The organism is Pseudomonas sp. HMSC065H01 (assembly GCF_001815235.1).
Taxonomy (GTDB): domain Bacteria; phylum Pseudomonadota; class Gammaproteobacteria; order Pseudomonadales; family Pseudomonadaceae; genus Pseudomonas; species Pseudomonas aeruginosa.
This window is the reverse complement of sequence record NZ_KV819908.1, coordinates 230,355-251,763: the sequence shown is the minus strand read 5'-3', so window position 1 is coordinate 251,763 and position 21,409 is coordinate 230,355. Positions and strand designations below refer to the sequence as shown.

At 63.0% G+C, this 21,409-nt stretch carries 22 protein-coding genes; 6 read left to right on the top strand and 16 right to left on the bottom strand.

Features of this window, described 5'->3' with window-relative positions; genetic code table 11:
* Positions 1-78: 78 nt before the first annotated feature.
* From HMPREF3014_RS23690 to HMPREF3014_RS23660, 7 genes are all read right to left on the bottom strand, one after another.
* A complete protein-coding gene (locus HMPREF3014_RS23690) occupies positions 79-588 on the bottom strand; it encodes a PIN domain-containing protein (protein WP_034067992.1) in 510 nt (169 codons plus the stop codon).
* Positions 569-1,648, bottom strand: coding sequence for a helix-turn-helix domain-containing protein (locus HMPREF3014_RS23685; RefSeq protein ID WP_034067993.1), 1,080 nt, complete (start codon positions 1,646-1,648; stop codon positions 569-571). The genes HMPREF3014_RS23690 and HMPREF3014_RS23685 overlap by 20 nt, the downstream gene beginning before the upstream one ends.
* Before the next feature lie 89 nt (positions 1,649-1,737).
* Positions 1,738-2,367: a type IV toxin-antitoxin system AbiEi family antitoxin domain-containing protein gene (locus tag HMPREF3014_RS23680; protein ID WP_235556626.1), complete on the bottom strand. Its 630-nt coding sequence runs from the start codon at positions 2,365-2,367 to the stop codon at positions 1,738-1,740.
* A 73-nt stretch (positions 2,368-2,440) separates the two neighbouring features.
* A complete protein-coding gene (locus HMPREF3014_RS34850) occupies positions 2,441-2,989 on the bottom strand; it encodes a MerR family transcriptional regulator (protein ID WP_052155242.1) in 549 nt (182 codons plus the stop codon).
* Positions 2,973-3,335: a helix-turn-helix transcriptional regulator gene (locus HMPREF3014_RS34845; RefSeq protein WP_034067996.1), complete on the bottom strand. Its 363-nt coding sequence runs from the start codon at positions 3,333-3,335 to the stop codon at positions 2,973-2,975. Before HMPREF3014_RS34845 ends, HMPREF3014_RS34850 begins: the two co-directional genes overlap by 17 nt.
* Before the next feature lie 478 nt (positions 3,336-3,813).
* Positions 3,814-8,013, bottom strand: a complete 4,200-nt coding sequence (tpsA4, locus tag HMPREF3014_RS23665; RefSeq protein ID WP_003455748.1) for a two-partner secretion system exoprotein TpsA4 — start codon at positions 8,011-8,013, stop codon at positions 3,814-3,816.
* A 48-nt stretch (positions 8,014-8,061) separates the two neighbouring features.
* On the bottom strand, positions 8,062-9,699 hold the full coding sequence (locus HMPREF3014_RS23660; protein WP_025324684.1) for a ShlB/FhaC/HecB family hemolysin secretion/activation protein: 1,638 nt from the start codon (positions 9,697-9,699) through the stop codon (positions 8,062-8,064).
* 547 nt (positions 9,700-10,246) lie between these two features.
* Between HMPREF3014_RS23660 and zapE the strand changes: the two genes are divergently transcribed.
* A complete protein-coding gene (gene zapE / locus HMPREF3014_RS23655; RefSeq protein WP_049284759.1) occupies positions 10,247-11,338 on the top strand; it encodes a cell division protein ZapE in 1,092 nt (363 codons plus the stop codon).
* Positions 11,339-11,377: 39 nt separating this feature from the next.
* Here the strand turns inward: zapE and HMPREF3014_RS23650 are convergent, their stop codons facing one another.
* The 4 genes from HMPREF3014_RS23650 to HMPREF3014_RS23635 all read right to left on the bottom strand — a co-directional run bounded on the left by HMPREF3014_RS23650 (position 11,378) and on the right by HMPREF3014_RS23635 (position 14,020).
* Positions 11,378-12,685: an NAD(P)/FAD-dependent oxidoreductase gene (locus HMPREF3014_RS23650; RefSeq protein WP_003112837.1), complete on the bottom strand. Its 1,308-nt coding sequence runs from the start codon at positions 12,683-12,685 to the stop codon at positions 11,378-11,380.
* Positions 12,686-12,748: 63 nt separating this feature from the next.
* Entirely contained in the window at positions 12,749-12,919 is a 171-nt protein-coding gene (locus HMPREF3014_RS23645; RefSeq protein WP_003094672.1) for a DUF3094 family protein, read from the bottom strand.
* 25 nt (positions 12,920-12,944) lie between these two features.
* Complete coding sequence (locus HMPREF3014_RS23640; protein ID WP_003094670.1) at positions 12,945-13,394, bottom strand: MOSC domain-containing protein; 450 nt, start codon at positions 13,392-13,394, stop codon at positions 12,945-12,947.
* Complete coding sequence (locus HMPREF3014_RS23635) at positions 13,391-14,020, bottom strand: DUF1780 domain-containing protein (protein WP_003094668.1); 630 nt, start codon at positions 14,018-14,020, stop codon at positions 13,391-13,393. Before HMPREF3014_RS23635 ends, HMPREF3014_RS23640 begins: the two co-directional genes overlap by 4 nt.
* A 132-nt stretch (positions 14,021-14,152) precedes the next feature.
* Between HMPREF3014_RS23635 and HMPREF3014_RS23630 the strand changes: the two genes are divergently transcribed.
* From HMPREF3014_RS23630 to HMPREF3014_RS23615, 4 genes are all read left to right on the top strand, one after another.
* A complete protein-coding gene (locus tag HMPREF3014_RS23630) occupies positions 14,153-14,578 on the top strand; it encodes a GNAT family N-acetyltransferase (protein ID WP_003103865.1) in 426 nt (141 codons plus the stop codon).
* Complete coding sequence (locus HMPREF3014_RS23625) at positions 14,575-15,045, top strand: hypothetical protein (RefSeq protein WP_003103866.1); 471 nt, start codon at positions 14,575-14,577, stop codon at positions 15,043-15,045. The genes HMPREF3014_RS23630 and HMPREF3014_RS23625 overlap by 4 nt, the downstream gene beginning before the upstream one ends.
* Positions 15,042-15,731, top strand: a complete 690-nt coding sequence (locus HMPREF3014_RS23620; protein WP_003103868.1) for an energy-coupling factor ABC transporter permease — start codon at positions 15,042-15,044, stop codon at positions 15,729-15,731. The genes HMPREF3014_RS23625 and HMPREF3014_RS23620 overlap by 4 nt, the downstream gene beginning before the upstream one ends.
* A 105-nt stretch (positions 15,732-15,836) precedes the next feature.
* Positions 15,837-16,046: a hypothetical protein gene (locus tag HMPREF3014_RS23615; RefSeq protein ID WP_003094660.1), complete on the top strand. Its 210-nt coding sequence runs from the start codon at positions 15,837-15,839 to the stop codon at positions 16,044-16,046.
* Positions 16,047-16,082: 36 nt separating this feature from the next.
* Here HMPREF3014_RS23615 and yacG read toward each other — a convergent pair whose 3' ends face one another.
* From yacG to pilB, 5 genes are read right to left on the bottom strand one after another with little or no spacing between them, the layout of a single operon-like run.
* Entirely contained in the window at positions 16,083-16,283 is a 201-nt protein-coding gene (gene yacG / locus HMPREF3014_RS23610) for a DNA gyrase inhibitor YacG (RefSeq protein ID WP_003094656.1), read from the bottom strand.
* Positions 16,280-16,891, bottom strand: coding sequence for a dephospho-CoA kinase (gene coaE, locus HMPREF3014_RS23605; protein ID WP_003112838.1), 612 nt, complete (start codon positions 16,889-16,891; stop codon positions 16,280-16,282). Before coaE ends, yacG begins: the two co-directional genes overlap by 4 nt.
* On the bottom strand, positions 16,888-17,760 hold the full coding sequence (gene pilD, locus HMPREF3014_RS23600; protein WP_023087804.1) for a type IV prepilin peptidase/methyltransferase PilD: 873 nt from the start codon (positions 17,758-17,760) through the stop codon (positions 16,888-16,890). Before pilD ends, coaE begins: the two co-directional genes overlap by 4 nt.
* 3 nt (positions 17,761-17,763) lie before the next feature.
* The gene (gene pilC / locus HMPREF3014_RS23595) at positions 17,764-18,984 is read right to left on the bottom strand and encodes a type 4a pilus biogenesis protein PilC (RefSeq protein WP_016253888.1); all 1,221 of its coding nucleotides are present in this window, start codon (positions 18,982-18,984) and stop codon (positions 17,764-17,766) included.
* Positions 18,985-18,987: 3 nt separating this feature from the next.
* Positions 18,988-20,688: a type IV-A pilus assembly ATPase PilB gene (gene pilB, locus HMPREF3014_RS23590; RefSeq protein WP_009875880.1), complete on the bottom strand. Its 1,701-nt coding sequence runs from the start codon at positions 20,686-20,688 to the stop codon at positions 18,988-18,990.
* A 228-nt stretch (positions 20,689-20,916) separates the two neighbouring features.
* Between pilB and HMPREF3014_RS23585 the strand changes: the two genes are divergently transcribed.
* Positions 20,917-21,369 (top strand): pilin, encoded by a 453-nt coding sequence (locus tag HMPREF3014_RS23585; RefSeq protein ID WP_024947914.1) that lies wholly within the window; start codon positions 20,917-20,919, stop codon positions 21,367-21,369.
* Positions 21,370-21,409: the final 40 nt, after the last annotated feature.

Sequence of the window (21,409 nt, the reverse complement as noted above, 5' to 3'; positions counted from 1 at the left end):
ATGCCCAGCTTGCTATCGAAAAGTAGGAAATACTCGGAGCTAGCCAAAGCAGGCAACTGCTGATGACAAGGCCCCTGATCAACGCAGCGCGTTCAGTACTTTTTCGGCTTCCGGCCAGGGCAGCCGTCGCTTGCCAGACTTCATTCGGTCAAGTGCCTTGAAGGCGTCGTCGACTGTAAGCAGTTGGTTCTCGATCATGGCGCACAGCAGCCCGATGGTGCCCATGACGTTGACCTGCTCCTTGTTGGCAACAATCCGCAAATTGGCGTCGCCGGTCAGCAAGGTACAGGTCTCCTGCTTCGCAAGCGCCAGTGCCAAGTAGTCGTTGTGACTGGGCTTGGGACCGTTTTTCGCCGGAAGCAGATGGTTGTGCTGGCCTGGCAACTGCTCGGCATACGCCACGAAATCGCCGTTGACCTCCATGACCTGCAAGCCCAGGTCTTCAAGGCCCGGACTGCCCGGTTCAATTTCTTCGTAGTACAGCAGATCAGGGATGCCGAACTGCATCGGAAGCTGGAAGAGCGTCTCCATCAACGCTCCCGCTTCCATATCGATCAAGATGTTCGCATCACTGATGAGCAACCGCATCCGATGACTCCAGCTGGCGTTCTTTGTGGAAGCGCATCATCGGGATGCCCAGCAGTTCCGCCGCCTTGCCTTCGGAAATGTATTGCTCGGCCAAGGCGCGGTACACCAACTGATCAAACAGTCGGGGATGCTCTTTCGGCAGTGGTTCGCCAGGCTCGGTCTTGCGCCAGCCCTTGGCCGAAAACCGCTTGAACATGGAGAGGTAAGCGGCCTCGGTGATCACGCCACACTGTTTCGCGCGCTGCAGCCATCCAGTCATCGACAGACCGAACTCGTGCTTGAGCACGTACAGCTCTTGCCATTCCAGCGCATGGCGTTGTGCCCCAAGCAACTGCAACACCGCGACACGCGGAGCCAGGAAGGCACCGGCGAACCGGTCGCAGGCTTTTTCTTCGTTGATGCCGTCAGCCAGTCGTCCTTCGAGCAGCAGGTGCCCCAGCTCATGCGCCAGCGTGAACCGCTGTCGATCACCGGGCCAGCGTTTGGAAACAGCCACGACCGGATACTCCCGGCCATCTTCGGTCCGTGCCTTGGCCGTCAAGCCAGAGAAGCCTGGGTTCTCTTCATCGACCACGATGACCAGCAAGCCAAGGCCTTCGAGGGTGTCGGTGAGGTCAGCAATCGGATTCAGCCCCAACTGCCAAGCGTTGCGGACCGAATCCGAGAACGCATCGATCTCATCCAGCGAGGTGATGTGCTCGGGCAGATTCGCGGGCGGCGCAAAAGCCGGGAACGGCAGTTCGGGAAATGCGCCGAGCAACTCCACGCGCTTTTCCACCAACTCGACGACCTTGATCTTCAGCGCATCCTGTGCCGTCTTGCCAAAGCTTGAGAGCTTGCGGAACTCGGGCTGCAGCAGTTCAACCGTGTGCGTACGGAAGAAGTATTCGGTCCGAATGCCGCAGGCGCGGGCCAGCTTGAGCAGTTGAGTCGACGACGGCGTCAGCAGCCCCTTCTCGTACTTCTGGATGGCGGTGTGAGAAACACCCACCTGTTCGCCCAACGCACCCAGGGTCAGTCCTGCCGCCAATCGTGCTTGACGAATGCGATCTGCAATCATGACGCCTCCTTGGGTTGGGTTTAAAACAACTGAAATCCTACCAAATTCTTAAACCAAAGAGAAGCCCGCCCATCTCGGCGGCCATGGCGTCACTCGTGGGCGACTGCCTCCATGTAGGGGCGCATCACGGTGGCGACGCGGCAATCCTGAGCGTAGCGCCACAGGTCGTCTGCGGACGCCTTGCGCATCCTCCAGGCGTCTTTCAAGGCCTCCAGCGCCACATCCAGACCGATCTTGTTGCGATGTTTGAAGCAATCGGCCACGGTCTTGGCCGGGCTGTAGATCCGCACCTTCACCCCGTTGCACAAGTGCTCCTCGACGCCTGACAGATGGGCCCTACCGGCCATCTGAACCATCCGGATCGGCGGATAGTCGATCCGGGGTGAGTGGCTGCCGCGTGGCATGGCGATCCAGACTTGACGCGGTAGTTGGGTGGTCAGCCCGTGAAACTGGAGTGCGGTGAGCAGGCAGAACACGGCTTGTGGCACCCTGGTGGCGACAAGGGCAAGACTCTCAAATTCCGTCACCTGTGCGCCTGGCAGACGGTAAAGACCACGCCCGACCCGTTCCAGCAGTCCTGCTGCAGTCATGCGCGTCAGGATGACCCGGGGCGAGCCGATGGCGTCCAAGTCGCTGGCACGCAGCAGCCCTCTCTGGCTGGCCAGATCAAGGATGCGCTGGGTGTGGGTCTCGGAGAGCATTGATGGAGTGTGTTCCATTTGTTCTCCAGTTTCAATTAATCAACGAAATATCGGAACGTAGGGCAACACACTTCGCCACGGCCCGCCCCAACTACGGGGCATCAGCATTCCCTTTCATCGGGTACCGGCATGGGCGCAGGTGATGCATCTCCCAGAGGAAGAGTTCCTCGATGCTGAAGCGGATGACGTCACCGTTTGCGATCCGGTAGAACGGAATGCCGAGCCGCAGGCGTTCCTGATTCTGGTGAATCCAGTAACCGGGCAAGCCAGTGATGTCGACCACATCCTTGGCGGAGTAGAAAACCCGATCACGGCGCTCAGGCCGTTTCTGCATCATCTGCTCGATGGCATCTTCACGTGCCGTGGGAGACGATTCGGACAAAGGGCGTCCGGTTGGGGATTTCCAAGTGACCCGAGCCTTGCGCTCGAAGGCCTCGACCTCCATCAGAAGATAACGGATAGATCTGTTGAGGTGCCAGGCAGGCGGGCCGATTCCTTCCGAGCGCCACTTTTGCAGCGTCTTGGGTGAGAGATTCCACCTCGAGGACAACTGGTTTTCATCGAGGACCGGATACGTGATGACTGGCTCATCCGGGCTGGACACAACACCCTGTCTATCGGCATCAACCTTGGGTTTCATCGCGCGCCTCCGTCAGCGCGGCCTCGGCCGCTTCAAGACTGCCGTACTGCGCGATGAGCGCGAAGGCCTCGCTCAAGTAGTACCGCTTTGGTTCGGGGGCGACGGGCGTTGGAGATTCGACAACGGGCTGCGCGTCGCATAAAGATGGCAACGGCGCTTCGTTGGACATGCCCAGGCGGATCGCCTGCTCATAGGTGACGATCTCATCCACTGGGTAGCGGACGGCCTTTGAGAGCTTGATGTACGGCGGGCCGCGTTCTTCACTGCGCCAGCGTTGCAGGGTCTTGATGCTGACGTTCCACCGACGTGCAAGCTCCGTTTCGGTGAAGGCGGGTTCGGTTTGCATGGCATTTCCTTTCGTCGTTCGTGCCGGGCATTACGGCGACAAACGAGAGGAAAGCCAAGTTGCGGCCCCGAGATTCCCCGGCAGTCGTGGCAACTGCGAGTGCCAATCGGCCTCTCTGAACTTACAATCATGGGCATGTGCGGTTGCGCGAAATCCTTCCCCGGAATCGCGCGAGGGTCTCAAGGCTTCCGACCGGGGCTGAGAGACTGCTGATATGTGGGTTTGGTTTTCTGTTAAACTACACCACCATATTCAAGACGAAAAAGCCCACCTGCGAAGGTGGGCTTTTTCGTTTCTGTACCCTTATTTTCCGAATGCTGGCCTGTGGGAAGGAGGAGGGGCCGCTCTTCCAGCCCTGTTTCTCCGACGCCTGGCCTTCCCGCATGGCATTCATCGAGCGTCTGGAGGCGGCGGGCCCTGAGGCCCGGCCGCTCCATCGAACAGGAAGCCTCCCGGTACGGGTACCGGGAGAATCGATTCACAGGTTGTAGTGGCGACCTATCATTGGAACGGTCGCCGCAGCCCCGTATACCGAGTTCCAGGACTGCCAGCCAAAATTGATGCCGATCAGTCCGCCATGGATCTGGTTGGGGATTTGTGGCTCCAGCCTGCCGCTGGCCGAAGAACCCATGACATTCCCCTGGTTCCAGGCGACCAGGCCGCCCAGCAGACCCGAGCCTCCGACCTTGCCGGAAGCGGAAGCGCCGCTGATGGTGGCGGTGCTGAAGCCCACCAGCCCGCCAATATAGCTATCGTAGCCCGCCGTCACATCGCCGCCGGCCGAGGCCCCCAGGATGAGAGCCTGCCAGCCCTCCAGGGAGCCGACCAGTCCGCCGGCCCTGATCCCGGCGCCTCCGCTCACCGCACCGCTGGCCTTGGCGGAGCGGATCGAGGTGTTTTCACCGCGGCCGACCAACCCTCCCAGGTTGTGGCCGGTCTTGTCGTTCACGATTCCATGACTGCTGGCGAGCATCAGCGACCCTCGCAGGTCACTGCCGATCAACCCGCCGATGGCCCTGGAACCACTGGCGCTGACGTTGCCCGAAGCCGAGACGTTCGTCAGCGAGGCGGCATCGTTATAGCCGACGAGTCCGCCGACGCGACTGCCCTTGCCCCCGGTGACATTGCCGGATGCCGCCAGGGTGCTGTGGTTGCCGCCCCGGTTGTGGCCGATCAGCCCTCCCACGTCACTGTTCGCCCCTGCGTTTACCCACCCGGAGGCCTTCAGGTTGGAATGATTGCCGCCGAGGTTGGACCCTATCAGGCCACCCAGGGTTTTGCCGCTGCCGTCGGTGACTTCGCCACTGGCGGAGCCGTTGATGACGGAGCCGTACAGGTTTTCTCCGAGCAGACCGCCAACCGCTTCTGCTCCGCGGGTAGCGACATTGCCCTTGGCGGAGGCATTGACCAGCGAGGCATTGGCGTTGAGACCGATCAGGCCGCCGGCCTGGAGCAGCGACCCACCACTCAGGTTGCCGCTGGCACTGACGTTGGCCAGATTGCCTGCCTGGTTGTGGCCGATCAGGCCTCCCAGGTAGCGACCGTCTTGCAGGCTGACATCGCCATGGGCGCTGGCGTTGTTGATGGCCGCGTTCAGGTTCCGGCCGATCAGCCCGCCCAGTGCTTCCGCGTCTGTGCCCCGGACCTTGCCGCTGGCCGTGGCGTGGGCGATACCACTGTTTACGTTGAGGCCGATGAGCCCTCCGTACAGGCCGTGCTGTCCGTTGCCTGAGACGTCGACGGAGGCGGATACGTCCGCCAGTCCGCCGGCGGAGCTGTATCCGACCAGTCCTCCCAGGTTCATTCCGTGACCGCTCAGCGACAGCGTTCCCTGACTGCCGCTGCTGCGGATGAGGCCGCCGCGGTTCCTGCCTACCAGGCCCCCCGCGCCGTAGTGGCTGGCATGGTCCTTCAACTGGCCGGAGATGGCAAAATCGGCCCGGCTGTTGGAGATGCTGGCCACGCCCCTGGCTGTGCTGATGTTTTCGGCTGCGAGTCCGCCCAGAGCATAGGTGTGGCGGTTGCCGACCAGCGTGCCGCTGGCGCTGGCGTTGTCGATACTGCCCAGGTTCAGTGCGACCAGCCCGCCGAGGCTGTTCAGCTTCGAGGCCGCGGCGATACGGATGTCGCTGGCGTTCACATTGTCGATGCGACCGAGGTTGACGGCGGCCAGGCTACCGACCTGGACGTTGTAGTGGGTGGCCTGTGCTCCATCGGCGGAAATGCGTTCCAGGTTCAGGTTGCGGAGGGTGCCCCGGTTGACGCTGAACAGGCCGGAGTAGGCGCCGGTGCCGTAGACGGCGAGATTATCGATGGTGTTGCCCAGGCCGTCGAAGGTACCGCCGAAGGCGCTCGCGTTGCCTATCGACAGGAAGCTGGAGTTGCCGCCTGCGATTCGATTGCCGAGGACATAGCTGCCGCCCAGGTCCCTATCGATGCCGCGCAACTGCTGCAGGTCCTGGATCACGCTGTAGTCCCGCCCATTGGCGCGGAATCCTGCGTTCTTGCCGGACAGGGTGATCCGGGTGCCTTCGGCCAGGGCATAACCCTTGTCCGAATTGAATTCGACCCGGGCTCCCTGGCCAGTGAGAGAGAGGCTGTCGTCGATACGGAGAGGGCGCTGCCCGGCATTGAGAGTAAGGCTGGCGTTTTCCCCCTGGGCCGTCAGCGCGCCATTGATCCTGAGGTCCCCGCGCTCGGCGGTTAGCGTCAGGCCGTTGCCGCTGTCCCAGGACAGCGGCGCGCCGACATGCGCGTTGCCCCGGGTGGCGACCACTTCGACGTTGCTTGTGGAAAGGTTGCGGGCCAGGGTATCGGCATGCAACGTCGGGCCTTTTCCCGCGCTGCTTGGATTCGCCAGGCCGGAACCGACATTCTCGTTGCTCCGGGCCTGAACGGTACGTGACCTGACGTTGGTGGCGGAGTTGCCGAAGACCTTGTTACCGCCGGTCTGGACCTGCACGACATGCACATTGCCGGCGTCGGCGGCGATATCGGGTAGCGTCTGGACCTGGACGATGCTGGAGCCATTGGCGCCTGGGCTCAGGTTGGGGAGAGTCTGGGTCTGGACGACATCGATTCCGCTGACGCCGGGGCCGATGTTGGCACCGCTCTGGCTCTGCACGATTGTGACGCCATTGACGCCCGAGCCGATGCTGGGGCCGCTCTGGCTCTGCACGACGCTGATGCCACTCGCGCCTGAACCGATATTTGCGCCATTCTGGCTTTGCACAACGGTGATGCCACTTGCGCCAGAACCGATATTGGCACCGTTCTGGCTCTGCACGACAGTCACGCCATTGACGCCCGAGCCGATATTGGGGCTGTTCTGGCTCTGCACGACGCTGATGCCACTCGCGCCGGCGCCGATATTGGCGCCATTCTGGCTTTGCACGACGCTGATGCCATTGGCGCCCGAGCCGATGTTGGCGCCGCTCTGGCTCTGCACTGCGGAGGTACCGTTGGCGCCGGCGGCGAGGTCGACGGCCGGCTGCTGCTGAACGATGGTCACGCCGTTGCTATCGGACGCATTGGCCCCGGCTGGGCCCTGCGCTACATGGACCTGGCCGGAACCATCACCGGCAGCGTTTGCCTGGCCGACAGCGGCTACGCTGACCTCGTGCGAGAGAATCCTCCAGGTGCCGGTTGCGCCCTGGTCGGCATGGGTGTCCACCTGCGCGGTTCGCTGTATCTCGACGTTCGCGCCCTGGTTCAGCACCAGGCCGCCATTGCCTCCGCCGATGGCGCTGGCGTCCTGCTTGCCGGCCACCCGCACGGTCCCCTGTTCGCCGCCGTCGAGGACGATGCGTCCTTCCGCGCTGCGTAGCGTCCTGGCCTCGAGAGTGCCCTGGTTGTTGACGACGGTCTTGAGCAGGCTGTCGGCGCTGCGGGCGCTCATCAGCACCTGGCCGCCATCGGCGCGGATGAGGCCGCCGTTGTGTGCGAGAGCGTCGACCGAGCCCTTGTCCACCTGCAGGTTGAGCAGGCCGTCGCCGTCGAAATTGAGGTTGATGCCCTGGCCTGCGCCCAGGGCCACGTCGCCGAGTTGCGCCTGGATCACGCCGTCGTTGCTGACCCGGGCGCCCAGCAGGGCGATGCTGCCGCCTTCGCTGGCTTGCAGGCTGCCGGCATTGCTTACGGTTGCGCCGGAGTCGCCGGAGAACTGGTAGTTGCCGGCGAGGAAGTCCCTGTCGGCCAGGTCCAGGGTGGAAGCCACCAGGCCGCCTACATTGACCTGGGCGGACTTGCCGAAGACCACGCCGTTGGGATTGACCAGGAAGACCTTGCCGTTGGCATCTATCCGCCCCTGGATATCGCTGCCGTTGCGGCCGATCACCCGGTTCAGGGCGACGGCGTCCTGGCCCGGCTGGTGGAAGCTGACCCGCTCATCGGCACGGACGCTGAACTCGTTCCAATTGGTGATCAGCTTGTGGCTCTGCTGGTCGATGACCATATGCCGGCCATCGGTGGATGTCTGGAATCCGGCATCGCCTGAAACGACCGTGGCGCCGCTGGGCAGGGCGAAGGCGGGGGCCTGGCAGAACAGGCCGAGCAGTGACGCTCCGGCGACTACGAGCGCCTTGCCGCGTCCGCTCTTGCTGCGCCGACGGGTACCTTCGCTTGCGACGTTCCAACAGCCTGTGGCCTGGTTCCAGACCAGCGTATAGCTCTTGTTCATGGCTTTTCCTTTCAGTGGGGCCCGCCGGCATGGCGGGCGGGAGCTTGCTCAGAAGTAGCGGGTCGCTTGCAACCACAGCCGGGGAGTGCGCTCGGGCTCGATGTTGTTTTCCTGGCTCAGGGGCCAGGCGGCGGTCAGGCTGACCTGGTGATCCGTTCCGTACCAGGTTGCGCCGCTGCCGACGGCGGCCATGCGGTTGCGATTGCCTTCCGTGGTGTTGGGGTGCTTGAGGAATTTCACCGCGCCCTGGTCGACGAACGAACTCAGCTGCCAGCCCGGAGCCAGGCTGTAGCGCAGCTCCGCACTGGCTTGCCAGCCTTCGTCGCCGTAGCCCTTGTAGCTGCCCAGGGGGAACGCCCGAACGCCGTAGGGGCCGCCCATGTCGAACTGTTCCGCGCTGTCGAGGTTGCCGCCGCTCCACTGGGCGTTGAGTTGGGCGAACAACTGCAGGCGGTCGCCCAGGTGCTGCAGGCGTACGGCGTTGAGCATGATCTTGTCGAAGCTGCCGGCGGTACCGATGGTGTAGCGGTCCAGCAGCCGCTCTTCGCCGGAGTCGATGGCGAGCTGGCCGTGGGCATAGGCCAGCGAGAAGCCGCTCTGTCCACCGCCGAACAAGCGGTCCTGGGCGTTTCCGCTGATGCTGGCGGTCCACAGGCGGATCTCCTTGCGGCTATGCCTCCCGGTACGCTCCTGGTCATCGCGAAGTCGCTTGTTTTCATATTGCAACTGGGTGGACAGGCTTAAGCTGCGGCTACGCAGCAGGGGCTGGCTGACGAACAGACTGTCGGTAATGGCCCGGCCATGGGCGTCCAGGCGCGAGAAATCGCGTACCAGTCGATAGGTCGTCTCGGCGTGGGCCAGTCCGATGCGCGTGCCTCGGGAACCAAGGGGCAGTTGATAGGCTGCACGGTAGTAGCGTTGGTGCCGGTCGCTGCCCAGCAGGCTCAGTCTCGCCTGGTCGCCCAGTCGCAGCGGGCTGTTGAAGTCGAGGGTGGTTCCCAGGCGATATTCCCCCATGTAGCGGCCGCCATAGTTGTCTGCCTCCAGCCTGCCGCCGACCAGCGGGCCGGGGCGGGCCTCGACGCGCAAGTCCGTGGTTCCCTGCGCCTGGCCCGGCAGCAGGGTGCCTTTGGCCTGGAGGCCGGGAATGTCGCTCAGGAGCAGAAGCGCACGCTCCAGCTCCGAGCCCTGGACCGCGGTATCTCGTTCGAGTGCGCTCAAGGGGCGGAGTAGAACGCGGTCCAGCGTTCGGGACGTGTTGTGCAGTTCGATCCTGCCGTAGCGTCCCTCGAGCACTTCGATGCGTACCGTTCCATCCTGGATTTCCTGTGCCGGGAGGAAGGCGCGCGCCAGCACATATCCCTTTTCCTGATAGAAATCGCCGATGCGGGCGGCGGCGGCGTGCAATTGGCTCAGATTGAGTTCCTGGCCCGGCAGGTCGTGCAGGAGCGCCAGCAGGCATCGATCGTCGAACTGCCTGTTGCCGCTGAGTTGGAAGCGCTTGACCAGCACCGTCGGGCCGCCCTCTTCGGCAGCCCGTGATACGCCGTCCTCGGGGCTGGGGCGCTCGGCGTCCAGTTCCACCGGCGCGGGCAGGTTCAGGCGTCGGCTTTCCACGTCACGCAGCGCCTGCCCCGCATCCGGGGCGGCATTGGCAAGGCAGGACGACAACATGGCCATTCCCATGAGGCCCGTACGGAGCAGCGGTCCGGCCCTGAGGGATGGAACAATCGAAGTGGAACTGCCGGAAGGTTTTGGAGAGGGAGGTGGGAAAGAAAGGCTAGCCTGGTTACGCGGAAAAGCTGGATGCATGGTCAATCGGCCCGGAGCGCGGTTCTTGCAGAGAAAAGAAGCCGATATCCGCAGGCATGTGCAGAACGATCGGTTTCAAGGCGGAGAGTCGAGTGGGCGATAGCCTGAGGCGAGGCTGAAACGGCGACAATCGTAGTTTTCTGGCTTTGGCCGGTAGAACTTCTTGGTTTTCGTAGGGGACTGGGAGGACTGCTGTAGGAAAAACTCCGGTGATAATGGGCTCGGCAGCGGAAGCGGCGGAAACAGTGGGGCGGAAGTAGCGGCTGAGCGCGATTCCGTATCGCGACCGTGGCGGTCATGATCAAAGGGCCTGTCCGACTATCGCCCGCCGTTCGGTCTGGCGGCTGGAGCATGGGCAGGACGCAGCGCTAGAATGCCGTTCTCGGTTTAAGGGCCCTCTCAGGCTGAGCATCAACGGAGTGTGTCTTTCGGTTCTTTTTCGTGGCGTTCACCCATGACCGGCACCAAGCCCACAACGCCCGTAGCCCGCTATTTCCACCAAGAGGCGCAACGGCGCGGCTATGTGCTGGACGCAGCCCAGGGCAATGCCATTCTTCATCTCGATCGATTGGCGGAGCGCTTGCGTCGAGGTCCGTCGCTATTCCGGCAAGCGCCGCGCAGCCTCTACCTGTGGGGGCCGGTCGGGCGCGGCAAGAGCTGGCTGATGGATGGCTTCTTTCGCAGCGCCGATTTGCAGGGCCTGCGCCGGACGCATTTCCATGCGTTCTTTCGCCGGCTTCATGACGGTATGTTCCGCCGCCAGGGGCGGCCCGATGCCCTGGGCGGTGCGCTCGACGAACTGCTAGGAGACTGCCGGCTGCTTTGCTTCGACGAATTCCATGTCCACGACATTGGCGACGCGATGCTGATAACACGCCTGTTCAGGGAGCTGTTCCGCAGGAAGATCACCCTGGTCTGCACCTCCAACTACGCTCCGCGGCAACTGCTGCCCAATCCGCTCTACCACGAACGCTTCCTGCCGGCGATCCGGTTGATCGAGACGCGCATGGAAGTGCTGGAAGTAGCCGGCGCCCGGGACTACCGGACGATTTCGCCGCGGCAGGAGATCGCTTCCGGTTATGCCAGCGGCGGGTATTGCTGGCCAGCCTCATGCGCTTGCCTGGACGAGCTGGGCTTGTCCGCGCCCGAGCCCTCGCAACGCGTGACCCTGCAAAGCGGCGCGAGGACGTTGCAGGCGCGCGCGGTGTGCGGCGACCTGGTGTGGTTCGCCTTCGCCGACCTTTGCGAGGCGCCAACCGCGGTGATGGACTACCTTGCCCTCGGCGAACGCTTCTCTACCTGGGTGCTGGAGGGCGTACCGCCGATGGCGCGCTGTTCGGTCGCCGCCCAGCAGCGCTTCATCAATCTCGTCGACGTCCTTTACGACAATGACCGGCGTTTTTTCCTGAGTGCCGAAAAGGCGCTGCCGGACCTGGTCGAGGGCAGCGACCTGCCTGCGGACATGCAGCGTACCGCCAGTCGGCTGGCGCAGTTGCGCCAGCTTCGCTGTTGAAGGAACGCCCCGCGCCGACGGCAAACGGGGCGTAATGGCTCAGTGCAGCTTGAGGCGTGGCTCGGTGCTGCGCAGGCGGCCGCTAAGCATCAGCATCGCGGTGCGCAGCGGACCGTACAACGCCATCTGGTGCATGCGGTATAGCGATACGTAGAACATCCGCGCCAGCCAGCCTTCGAGCATGACGCTACCCATCAGATTGCCCATCAGGTTGCCGACCGCGCTGAAGCGCGACAGCGAGATCAGCGAACCGTAGTCGCGGTAGTGATATTCGCCCAGCGGCTTGCCTTCGAGACGGGCACGCAGCGATTTCACCAGCAGCGAGGCCTGCTGGTGCGCGGCCTGGGCGCGTGGCGGCACGTTGCGCGGTTGCTCTCCCGGTTGCGCCGGCTGGGGACAGGCGGCGCAGTCGCCGAAGGCGAAGATGTCGTCGTCGCGGGTGGTCTGCAGGGTCGGGCGGACCACCAGTTGGTTGATACGGTTGCTTTCCAGGCCGTCGAGTTCCTTGAGGAAGGCCGGAGCCCGGATGCCCGCCGCCCACACCTTGAGCGTCGCCGGGACGAATTCGCCGTCGCCGGTCCAGAGGCCGTCCGCATCTACCTTGCTCACCGCGGAGCCTGTCATCACCCGTACGCCGAGCTTGCTCAGGGTCTGGTGTACCGGCTGGCTGATACGCTCGGGCAGCGCCGGCAGCACCCGCGGGCCGGCTTCGACCAGGCTGATGTGCAGGTCTTCCGGGCGGATCCGGTCGAGCCCGTAGGCGGCCAGCATCTGCGCGGCGTGGTGCAGTTCCGCAGCCAGTTCGACGCCGGTGGCGCCGGCGCCGATGATGGCGATACTCACTGCGTTGTTGTTCGCGTCGTGCCCGGTATGCGCACGCAGGTACTGGCCGAGTAGTTGTCGGTGGAAGCGTTCGGCCTGGGCGCGGGTATCGAGGAAAATGCAATGTTCCGCAGCGCCCTCGGTGCCGAAGTCGTTGGTGGTGCTGCCGACAGCGATCACCAGGGTGTCGTAGGCGATGTCGCGCTCGGGAACCAGTTCAACGCCATTCTCGTCCACCAGTGCGGCCAGGCGGACCCGCTTGCCGGCGCGATCCAGGCCCTGCATGCGGCCGAGCTGGAATTCGAAGTGGTTCCACTTCGCCTGGGCGACGTAGTTCAGCTCGTCCTCGGAGGAGTTGAGCGAGCCGGCAGCGACTTCGTGCAGCAGGGGTTTCCAGATGTGGGTGAGGTTGGCGTCGACCAGGGTGACCTGGGCCTTGCCGCGTTTACCCAGGGTGCGGCCGAGACGGGTGGCGAGCTCCAGCCCGCCGGCGCCGCCGCCGACGATCACGATGCGATGGGACATGTGGATATCTCATAGTGGGAATTCCGTGAGGCGGTCGTCGGGAGCGTGGCTCGACCGGACGACTCAGGCCAGGTAGCTGAGGAGGCGGCTGAGCAGGCCCAGGCCGATGACCACGGCGAGCAGGACGAACATCAGGAACCACGGGCGGAACGGCGCACGCTCGACCTGGTGCAGCGGCGAGGCGAGGTACTGCTCGACCTTCTGCTGGTCTTCGGGGCTCAGTCGGCTGGACATGGCAGGCCTCCGTTTTCGATGTCGGTCATTCTAGACAGACAGGGGGCTCGATCACCAGCGGATCGTCGAGGCGGATCACTCCGCTGCCGATCACCCGCGCGGTGATGCCGCCCTGTTCGCGCACGCTCTTCAGTGTGCGGTGGTCGATGTGCTTTTCCAGGCGTCCGCAGGGTTGGTACCAGCCAGTGGTTTCCAGCAGCGCGCCGCCGAGGCGGAAGCGACGGTCCTTCAGGCTGAGCAGGTTGATGCCGGCGACGGCGATGTTGCGGCGCATCTCGTTGGGCAACAGCGGCCTGCCCAGCAGGGTACCGAGGGCCTCGATGTGTTCCCACTGCACCAGGGTGACCTGGCGCGGCGGGTGCGGGTGGTCGCCTGTCAGTCCCAGGCCGCGCCGTGCCTCCACCGCCTCCAGTTCCTGGATCGGCGCGCGGCTGCCGGAGCGCACGCCGATCCACTTCACCCGCCCTTCGCTCACAGGCCTACCCCGGCGTCGAACAGGATGCTGCGGCCGAGGTTGGCGCGCAGGAATTCGGGGGCGCCGGAGTGAGCGAAGAGCACCCGGGCAAAGGTCGGACCGACCATCGACAGAGAGCGCCAGCCTTGGCGCAGGTATTCGGTGGGCGGCGGGAAGGGCGTATTGAAATCGGGCACCGCGCGCTTCAGGTTGACGAAGGCCAGCAGGTCCAGTTCGCCGTGGTCGATGCCGCGCTCGCTATAGTTGTGCGCCTTCTTGCGCAGGGTTGGCGCCAGTCGTGCCTGCAGCTCGGCGGCGGCGATCCGTTGTGGCCGCTCTTCGCGTCGGATCAGTTGGCGCAGGCTGACGGCCTGGCGGCGACGGGTCAGTTCCTCGCGCCACTCCTCGTTCAGCCGGCGACCTTCATCGAGGACGAAGAACACCTCGAAGCCGGCACCCTTGAACAGGACGTCCGGCGGCTGTTCCCCGGGGGCGGCGAAATCCTCCTGGCGATAGGGCACGTTGAGGGCTTCGAGGAAGCGCTGGCAGACCCAGCGCTCGCGGTCCCATTTACGTGCGTTGGAGAGGAAGTCGTTGGCTTGTTCGGCCTGACGGGTGAGCAGGCGCAGATAATCCGCTTCGTTCATGGGCTCAGCTTAGTCTGCCGGCGGGCCCGCTTTCCAGCCCGCAGGCGCTCCGGCTGCGACAATCCGTCCCGGAGCGCGCCAGCGGCGAGGCTCGGTGTACACTGCCGTTCCCCTTGGGCCGGAGCCGTTCCGATGCAACTTCGCAGCGTCATCGCCGCCGATCACCCGGCACTCTTCGCGCTGTGGTCGCGAACGCCAGGTATCCGCCTCCGTGCGGAGGACGCCTATCCCTTCTTCCTCGCCTACCTTCAACGCAACCCCGGGCTGAGCCTGCTGGTCGAAACCGAAGGGGAGGTGATCGCCTGCCTGATGGCCGGGCATGACGGTCGCCGTGGTTACCTCCAGCACCTGGTGGTCGATCCCGGTTATCGAGGGCTGGGGCTCGCGCGGCGGATGCTCGACGAGGTGTTGGCGCGTCTGGCGAGGGAGGGGATCGGCAAATCCCATGTCTTCGTCCTGGATGCCGCCGAGGAGGCCCAGGCATTCTGGCGAGCCCAGTCGGACTGGGAGCGGCGCAAGGACATCCAGGTATTTTCCACTCGGGAGGGACACGCGTGAAACGATTGCATTGGGTTCTGCTGGCCATGCTGCTGCCCGGCCTGGCGCTGGCCGTGGAGAAGGGCTCCACCCTGGAGCCCTGGACGTTGCAGGACCAGTTCGAAAAGGCGCACTCGCTGGACGACTCCACCCGGGTCCTGCTGGTGGCGCGGGACATGGACGGCTCGAAGCTGGTCAAGGCGGCGCTGGCGGAACGCCCAAAGGGCTACCTGGAGGCGCGCCACGCGCTGTTCCTGGCGGACATCAGCCGCATGCCGGCGCTGATTTCCCGGCTTTTCGCGGTGCCGGCCATGCGTGACTACAGTTATCCGGTGCTGCTCGATCGCGACGCGGCCATCGCTTCTCGCTATGCCTCGGACGAGGGCAAGGTCCTCTGGGTCAGGCTGGAGCAGCGCCGCGTGTTGGAAACCCGCCAGTTGGATTCGCCGGTGGCCCTGCGCATCGCCCTGGAACAACTGCAGCCGTGATCGCTGCCGAATTGCTGTCGGCGGAAAGCCTGGAACTGGGCTGGGCCATCTATGCGCCGGTGCTGCTGCTCGCCGCCTGGCGCGCGCCCTGGGTCGAGCTGGTCAGCGATACCCGCCGCCAGCACCTGGTGTTCGGTACCATGCTCGGGCTGTTCCTGCTCTGGCTGGTGCGCCGGGACTTCGAATCGGGGCTGTCCTTCCATTTCATCGGCATGACCGCCGTCACCTTGCTGCTCGACTGGCCGCTGGCGATCGTGGTGGGGCTGGTGGCGCAACTGGGCTTGTGCCTGCTCGGCCGCCAGGATTGGCTGGCGATCGGCGTCAACGGCGTGCTGCTGGTGGCGATCCCCGCGCTGATCGCGGAGCTGGCGGCGTTGTTCGTGGAAAAGCGCCAGCCGCGCAACCTGTTCGTCTACATCTTCTGCTGCGGTTTCTTCCCGGCGGCCCTCACCGCGGTGGTGGTCCTGCTGCTCGGCCTTGGCGTGGTCTGGATCGACGGCCTTTTCCCGATGCCGCCCTGGCTGGAGGACTTCGCCGGTTACCTGTGGCTGATCATGTTCCCCGAGGCCTTCATCAACGGCACGGTGATCACCGGCCTGGTGGTCTACTACCCGGAGTGGCTGGAAACCTTCAATCGCACGCGCTACCTGCAGGCGCCCTGGAAGGACGAAGAGCGCAAGCCCTGATGACCAGTCATTCGCCAGGTTCATGGCGGGCGGCGGCTGACTTGCGTCAGTGTTTCGGACGAAGCCGGCCGCGATCCTGCCGTTTTCCCAGGTGAGGAGCGGAACATGGGTGTCCATGAATGGGCCCGAGAGGGCCTGCGAGAGTTGCTGTCGAAGAGCGACGAGGCGGACCGGGCAATGCGCCTGCGCGCGTTGCTCAGCGCAATCGTCGAACTGAACCGGGCGGAGCGCGATGCTGGCGACCTGGCCAGCGAACTGCAGTTTCTTGCGGAGAATCTCGACGACCAGCGCGACTACGCTTTCATGCGCCCCTGAAGGAACGGGCCAGCCGGATTGGCTGGCCCGTTGCGTTCAATGCTCGCGAGGCGGCAGGTCGGCGGAGAAGATGTCGTCTTCCAGGGTGTCGCCGGGGATCGCATGTTCCTCGGCGGCCCAGGCGCCGAGATCGATCAGCTTGCAGCGGTCGGAGCAGAAGGGGCGGTACTTGTTGTCGCTTTTCCATTCGACGGGCGCGCCGCAGGTCGGGCACTCCACGGTCAGGGGCTGGCTCATGCTCGGCCTCCTCGCAAGGTCAGGTAGAAGGCGTGCAGTCGCTCGACTTCACGCTGCAGGTGGGACAGGTCGCCGTCGTTGACCAGCACGTCGTCGGCGTGCTTCAAGCGCTCGTCGCGCCGGGCCTGGGCCTGGAGGATCGAGCGCACCTGCTCCTCGGAGACCTTGTCGCGAAGCATGGTGCGCTGTAGTTGCAGATGTTCCGGGGTATCCACCACCAGCACGCGGTGGGTCATCTGGCGCTGGCCGGACTCCACCAGCAGCGGCGAGACCAGGATGGCATAGGGCGATTCGGCCCTGGCCAGGTACTGGACGATCTCCGCGCCGATCAGCGGGTGCAGCAATTGCTCCAGCCAGCGCCGTTCCTCCGGCGCCTGGAAGATCCGCTCGCGCAAGGCGGCGCGGTCGAGCTGGCCATCGGGCAGGAGGATGCCGTCGCCGAAGCGTTCGACGATCTTCGCCAGGGCCGGACGCCCCGGCTCCACCACCCAGCGGGCGGCATGGTCGGCGTCCACCAGGTGGACGCCGAGGGAAATGAAATGCTCGGCGGCTGCGCTCTTGCCGCTGCCGATACCGCCCGTGAGGCCTAGTATCCAGGGTTGGGTCATTTGAATCCGGCGAATTGCAGATAGGTCCGGGTTATTTGATCACCCCAGAGCAAAGCAATCCACCCGGCAATCGCCAGATAGGGACCGAAGGGGATCGGCGTGCCGCTTTCGGCGTTGCGCAGGCGCAGCATGATCACCCCGAGGATCGCCCCGACCAGCGACGACAGCAGGATGGTCAGCGGCAGGATCTGCCAGCCGCCCCAGGCACCGAGCATGGCCAGCAGCTTGAAGTCGCCGTAGCCCATGCCCTCCTTGCCGGTCACCAGCTTGAACAGCCAGAACACCGACCACAGGCTCAGGTAGCCGAACACCGTGCCGAACAGCGCATCGTCGAGGCTGGCGAAGAGGCCGAAATGGTTGGCGATCAGGCCCAGCCAGAGCAGCGGCAGCACCAGCACGTCCGGCAGCAGTTGGTGATCGGCATCGATCAGGCTCATCGCCAGCAGACCCCAGGTCAGCAGGAGCATCGCGCCCGCCTGCCAGGTGAAGCCGAAATGCCAGGCGACGTAGCCGGAAAGCAGCGCGGTGGCCAGTTCCACCAGGGGGTAGCGTTTGCCGATGGCGGCCTTGCAGGACGAGCACTTGCCGCCCAGCGCCAGGTAGCTGACCAGCGGGATGTTTTCCCAGGGGCGGATCTCGTGGCCGCAGCGCGGGCACGCCGAATTCGGCAGCACCAGGTTGTAGGTCGCCTGCTTGGGTTCCGGCTCCAGCCCGAGCGCTTCGCGGGCTTCGGCCTTCCAGTTGCGCTCCATCATCTTCGGCAGGCGATGCACGACGACGTTGAGGAAGCTGCCGACCAGCAGGCCAAGGAGGATGGCGCACAAGACAAAGGCCAGCGGATGGCTGGCCAGGTAGTCGAGGAGGGGCATCAGTTATCCGACGACGTTGCCGAGTTGGAAGATCGGAAGGTACATGGCCACGATCAGACCGCCAACCAGTACGCCGAGAACGGCCATGATCATCGGTTCCATGAGCGTGGTGAGGTTGTCCACGGCGTTGTCGACTTCCTCTTCGTAGTAGCTGGCGACTTTGCTCAGCATCTCATCGAGCGAACCGGACTCCTCGCCGATGGCGGTCATCTGGATCGCCATGTTGGGAAAGACGCTGGTGGTGCGCATGGAGAAGTTGAGCTGCATGCCGGTGGAAACGTCTTGCTTGATCTTGCTGACCGCGTTCTTGAACACGATATTGCCGGTCGCTCCGGAGACGGAGTCGAGCGCATCGACCAGGGGAACACCCGCGGCGAAGGTCGTGGACAAGGTCCGTGCATAACGGGCGACCGCAGATTTGTAGACGATGCCTCCGAAAATGGGAAGTTTGAGGATCGTTCTGTCGAGTGTGTCACGGAATTTTTGTGAGCGTTTATGCAATTCTTTGAATGCAAAGCCAAATATCGCTATCGCCAGTATGATGAAGAACCACCACTCCTGCATGAACTCCGATAGATTGACAATCATCTGGGTAAAGGCGGGAAGTTCCGCGCCGAAACCTTCAAAGACCGACTGAAATTGTGGAACCACTTTAATCAGGAGGATCGCAGATACAATCAGTGCGACAATGATGACGGCAATGGGATAGGTCATCGCCTTTTTGATCTTGGCTTTCAGTGATTCCGTCTTTTCTTTATAGGTTGCCACCCGATCGAGAAGGTTTTCCAAGGCGCCAGACTGTTCCCCTGCATCTACCAGGTTGCAATAAAGCTCGTCAAAATACTGGGGCTTTTTTCTCAAGGAGTTGGCTAGGCTGTTACCTGAGGAAACTTCCTGTTTGATTTCATCCACAAGCTTGCGCATGTTGGGGTTGTCGAAGCCCTCGCCGATGATGTCGAACGATTGCAGGAGGGGAACGCCAGCGCCCATCATGGTCGCCATCTGCCGGGTGAACAGGGCGATGTCCATGGGTTTCACTTTCTTGCCTGCGCCCAGCAGGGAGATACCTTTCTTGCGTACCTTGAGCGGATTGATGCCTTGCTTGCGCAGATGGGCTTTCACCAGCATGGGATTCTGCCCGGTCAGTTCGCCCTTGACCTTGGCGCCTTTCTTGTCGGTGCCCTCCCAGATGAAAACGCTGGTTTTTAACGCTTTGTCCGCCATGGATTAATCCTTGGTCACGCGGTTGACTTCCTCCAGGCTGGTGATCCCCTGCATGGCTTTCAGCAGGCCTGAGGTGCGCAGATCGTTGAAGCCTTCTTTGCGGGCTTGCTCGGCGATCTCGATGGAGTTGCCTTCCTCCATGATAATCCGCTGCAGGGCCGGGGTGTTTTTAACTACTTCATAAATACCGACACGGCCCTTGTAACCGTTCTTGCAATGGTCGCAGCCCACTGGTGAATACAGCTTGAAGGTGCCGATCAACTCTTCTGGGAAACCTTCGTGAAGCAGGGTTTCCTTCGGTACGTCGTGCTCTTTCTTGCAGTGCGAACAGAGTTTTCGCGCAAGGCGCTGGGCGATGATCAGGTTCACCGAGGTCGCCAGGTTGAACGCCGGTACGCCCATGTTCAGCAGGCGGGTCAGGGTCTCGGCGGCGCTGTTGGTGTGCAGGGTGGACATCACCATATGCCCGGTCTGCGCCGCCTTGATGGCGATCTCGGCGGTCTCCAGGTCGCGGATCTCGCCGACCATGATCACATCCGGGTCCTGGCGCAGGAAGGCGCGCAGCGCCTGGGAGAAGTCCATGCCCTGGCGCGGATTGACGTTGACCTGGTTGATGCCTTCCAGGTTGATCTCCACCGGGTCTTCGGCGGTGGAAATGTTGATGTCGGTGGTATTGAGGATGTTCAGACCGGTGTACAGCGATACCGTCTTGCCCGAGCCGGTGGGGCCGGTGACCAGGATCATGCCCTGCGGCTGCTTGAGTGCGGCCAGGTAGAGTTCCTTCTGGTCCTCCTCGTAGCCCAGGGCGTCGATGCCCATCTGCGCGCTGGAGGAGTCGAGGATCCGCATCACGATCTTCTCGCCCCACAGGGTCGGCAGGGTGTTGACGCGGAAGTCGATGGACTTGGTCTTCGACACGCGCATCTTGATCCGTCCGTCCTGCGGCTTGCGTCGTTCGGAGATATCCAGGCCGGCCATTACCTTGAGACGAGCAGAGATACGACTGGCCAACTGGATCGGCGGCTTGGCCACTTCGTGAAGCATGCCGTCGGTACGGAAGCGCACCCGGTAGATCTTCTCGTAGGGCTCGAAGTGCAAGTCGGAAGACCCGCCTTTGATAGCGTCCAGCAGCATCTTGTTGACGAAGCGGACGACGGGAGCGTCGTCTGCCTCCGCGCCAGTATCTTCTTGTCCGGACGTTTCCTTGACGCCTACATCCAGTCCTTCCAGGTCCACGTCATCGAGACCTGCCAAGCCGTCGGTTGCATTCTCGAATAGCTTGTCGATGGCAAGGCCGAGCTTGTCGTCCTCGACCAGAATGGCCTCGGTCGTCAGGCCAGTGCTGAACTGGACGTCGTTGATGGCCTGGTGGTTGGCGGCGTCGGAGATGCCTACGAACAACTTGTTGCCCCGTCGCCACAGGGGAATGACCCGGTGCTGGCGGACCAGCTTTTCGCTGATGGCGTCCCGCGGAAAGCTTTCCCTGTCCAGGCTGTTCAGGTCGCAATAGGCGATGCCGAACTGCTCGGCGGACAATTCGGCCAGGGCCAGGCCGCTTACCAGCTTGTTCTGCACCAGGTGCGTCACCAGCGACAGCTTGTTGCGCTGCGCCTGCGTCTGGGCCTGCAGGGCGGTCTTTTCGTCGAGTAGATTGGCTTGGACGAGCTGTCGGGACAGACCGCTCAGTTGGATGCTGTCGTTCATGGAGAAGGAAATCGCAGAGGGCTATTGAAGTGCCTTATAACGCAGATAACAGGGTCTGCCAAATCGGGGGAGTCCGGCTGTCAAAAAGTGTCACATCCTGTCCGTTTTAAGTTTGAGTCTCCTCGGGAAGGGCATAAGACGGCCTTGCTCGCTATGTGAACGGTATTTGGCATGGTAAGTGCTTGGTAGGGTTAGGCGTTAGGCCTATACATATCAATGGAGATATTCATGAAAGCTCAAAAAGGCTTTACCTTGATCGAACTGATGATCGTGGTTGCGATCATCGGTATCTTGGCTGCAATTGCCATTCCTCAGTATCAGAATTATGTAGCTCGTTCGGAAGGCGCATCTGCTCTTGCTTCGGTCAATCCGTTGAAGACTACCGTTGAAGAGGCGCTTTCTCGTGGTTGGAGCGTGAAGAGCGGTACAGGTACAGAGGACGCTACTAAGAAAGAGGTTCCTCTGGGGGTGGCGGCAGATGCTAACAAACTGGGTACTATCGCACTCAAACCCGATCCTGCTGATGGTACTGCAGATATTACTTTGACTTTCACTATGGGCGGTGCAGGACCGAAGAATAAAGGGAAAATTATTACCCTGACTCGTACTGCAGCTGATGGTCTCTGGAAGTGCACCAGTGATCAGGATGAGCAGTTTATTCCGAAAGGTTGCTCTAAGTAATTTTGTAAGCGCTGGATGGTGTTGAACTATCGATGATTTG

What these genes read in the sequence shown, in the direction of transcription:
- HMPREF3014_RS23690 (WP_034067992.1), bottom strand. Translation starts at nt 588, where the DNA reads ATGCGGTTGCTCATCAGTGATGCGAACATCTTGATCGATATGGAAGCG.
- HMPREF3014_RS23685 (WP_034067993.1), bottom strand. Translation starts at nt 1,648, where the DNA reads ATGATTGCAGATCGCATTCGTCAAGCACGATTGGCGGCAGGACTGACC.
- HMPREF3014_RS23680 (WP_235556626.1), bottom strand. Translation starts at nt 2,367, where the DNA reads ATGGAACACACTCCATCAATGCTCTCCGAGACCCACACCCAGCGCATC.
- HMPREF3014_RS34850 (WP_052155242.1), bottom strand. Translation starts at nt 2,989, where the DNA reads ATGAAACCCAAGGTTGATGCCGATAGACAGGGTGTTGTGTCCAGCCCG.
- HMPREF3014_RS34845 (WP_034067996.1), bottom strand. Translation starts at nt 3,335, where the DNA reads ATGCAAACCGAACCCGCCTTCACCGAAACGGAGCTTGCACGTCGGTGG.
- tpsA4 (WP_003455748.1), bottom strand. Translation starts at nt 8,013, where the DNA reads ATGAACAAGAGCTATACGCTGGTCTGGAACCAGGCCACAGGCTGTTGG.
- HMPREF3014_RS23660 (WP_025324684.1), bottom strand. Translation starts at nt 9,699, where the DNA reads ATGGGAATGGCCATGTTGTCGTCCTGCCTTGCCAATGCCGCCCCGGAT.
- HMPREF3014_RS23650 (WP_003112837.1), bottom strand. Translation starts at nt 12,685, where the DNA reads ATGTCCCATCGCATCGTGATCGTCGGCGGCGGCGCCGGCGGGCTGGAG.
- HMPREF3014_RS23645 (WP_003094672.1), bottom strand. Translation starts at nt 12,919, where the DNA reads ATGTCCAGCCGACTGAGCCCCGAAGACCAGCAGAAGGTCGAGCAGTAC.
- HMPREF3014_RS23635 (WP_003094668.1), bottom strand. Translation starts at nt 14,020, where the DNA reads ATGAACGAAGCGGATTATCTGCGCCTGCTCACCCGTCAGGCCGAACAA.
- HMPREF3014_RS23630 (WP_003103865.1), top strand. Translation starts at nt 14,153, where the DNA reads ATGCAACTTCGCAGCGTCATCGCCGCCGATCACCCGGCACTCTTCGCG.
- HMPREF3014_RS23615 (WP_003094660.1), top strand. Translation starts at nt 15,837, where the DNA reads ATGGGTGTCCATGAATGGGCCCGAGAGGGCCTGCGAGAGTTGCTGTCG.
- yacG (WP_003094656.1), bottom strand. Translation starts at nt 16,283, where the DNA reads ATGAGCCAGCCCCTGACCGTGGAGTGCCCGACCTGCGGCGCGCCCGTC.
- coaE (WP_003112838.1), bottom strand. Translation starts at nt 16,891, where the DNA reads ATGACCCAACCCTGGATACTAGGCCTCACGGGCGGTATCGGCAGCGGC.
- pilD (WP_023087804.1), bottom strand. Translation starts at nt 17,760, where the DNA reads ATGCCCCTCCTCGACTACCTGGCCAGCCATCCGCTGGCCTTTGTCTTG.
- pilC (WP_016253888.1), bottom strand. Translation starts at nt 18,984, where the DNA reads ATGGCGGACAAAGCGTTAAAAACCAGCGTTTTCATCTGGGAGGGCACC.
- pilB (WP_009875880.1), bottom strand. Translation starts at nt 20,688, where the DNA reads ATGAACGACAGCATCCAACTGAGCGGTCTGTCCCGACAGCTCGTCCAA.
- HMPREF3014_RS23585 (WP_024947914.1), top strand. Translation starts at nt 20,917, where the DNA reads ATGAAAGCTCAAAAAGGCTTTACCTTGATCGAACTGATGATCGTGGTT.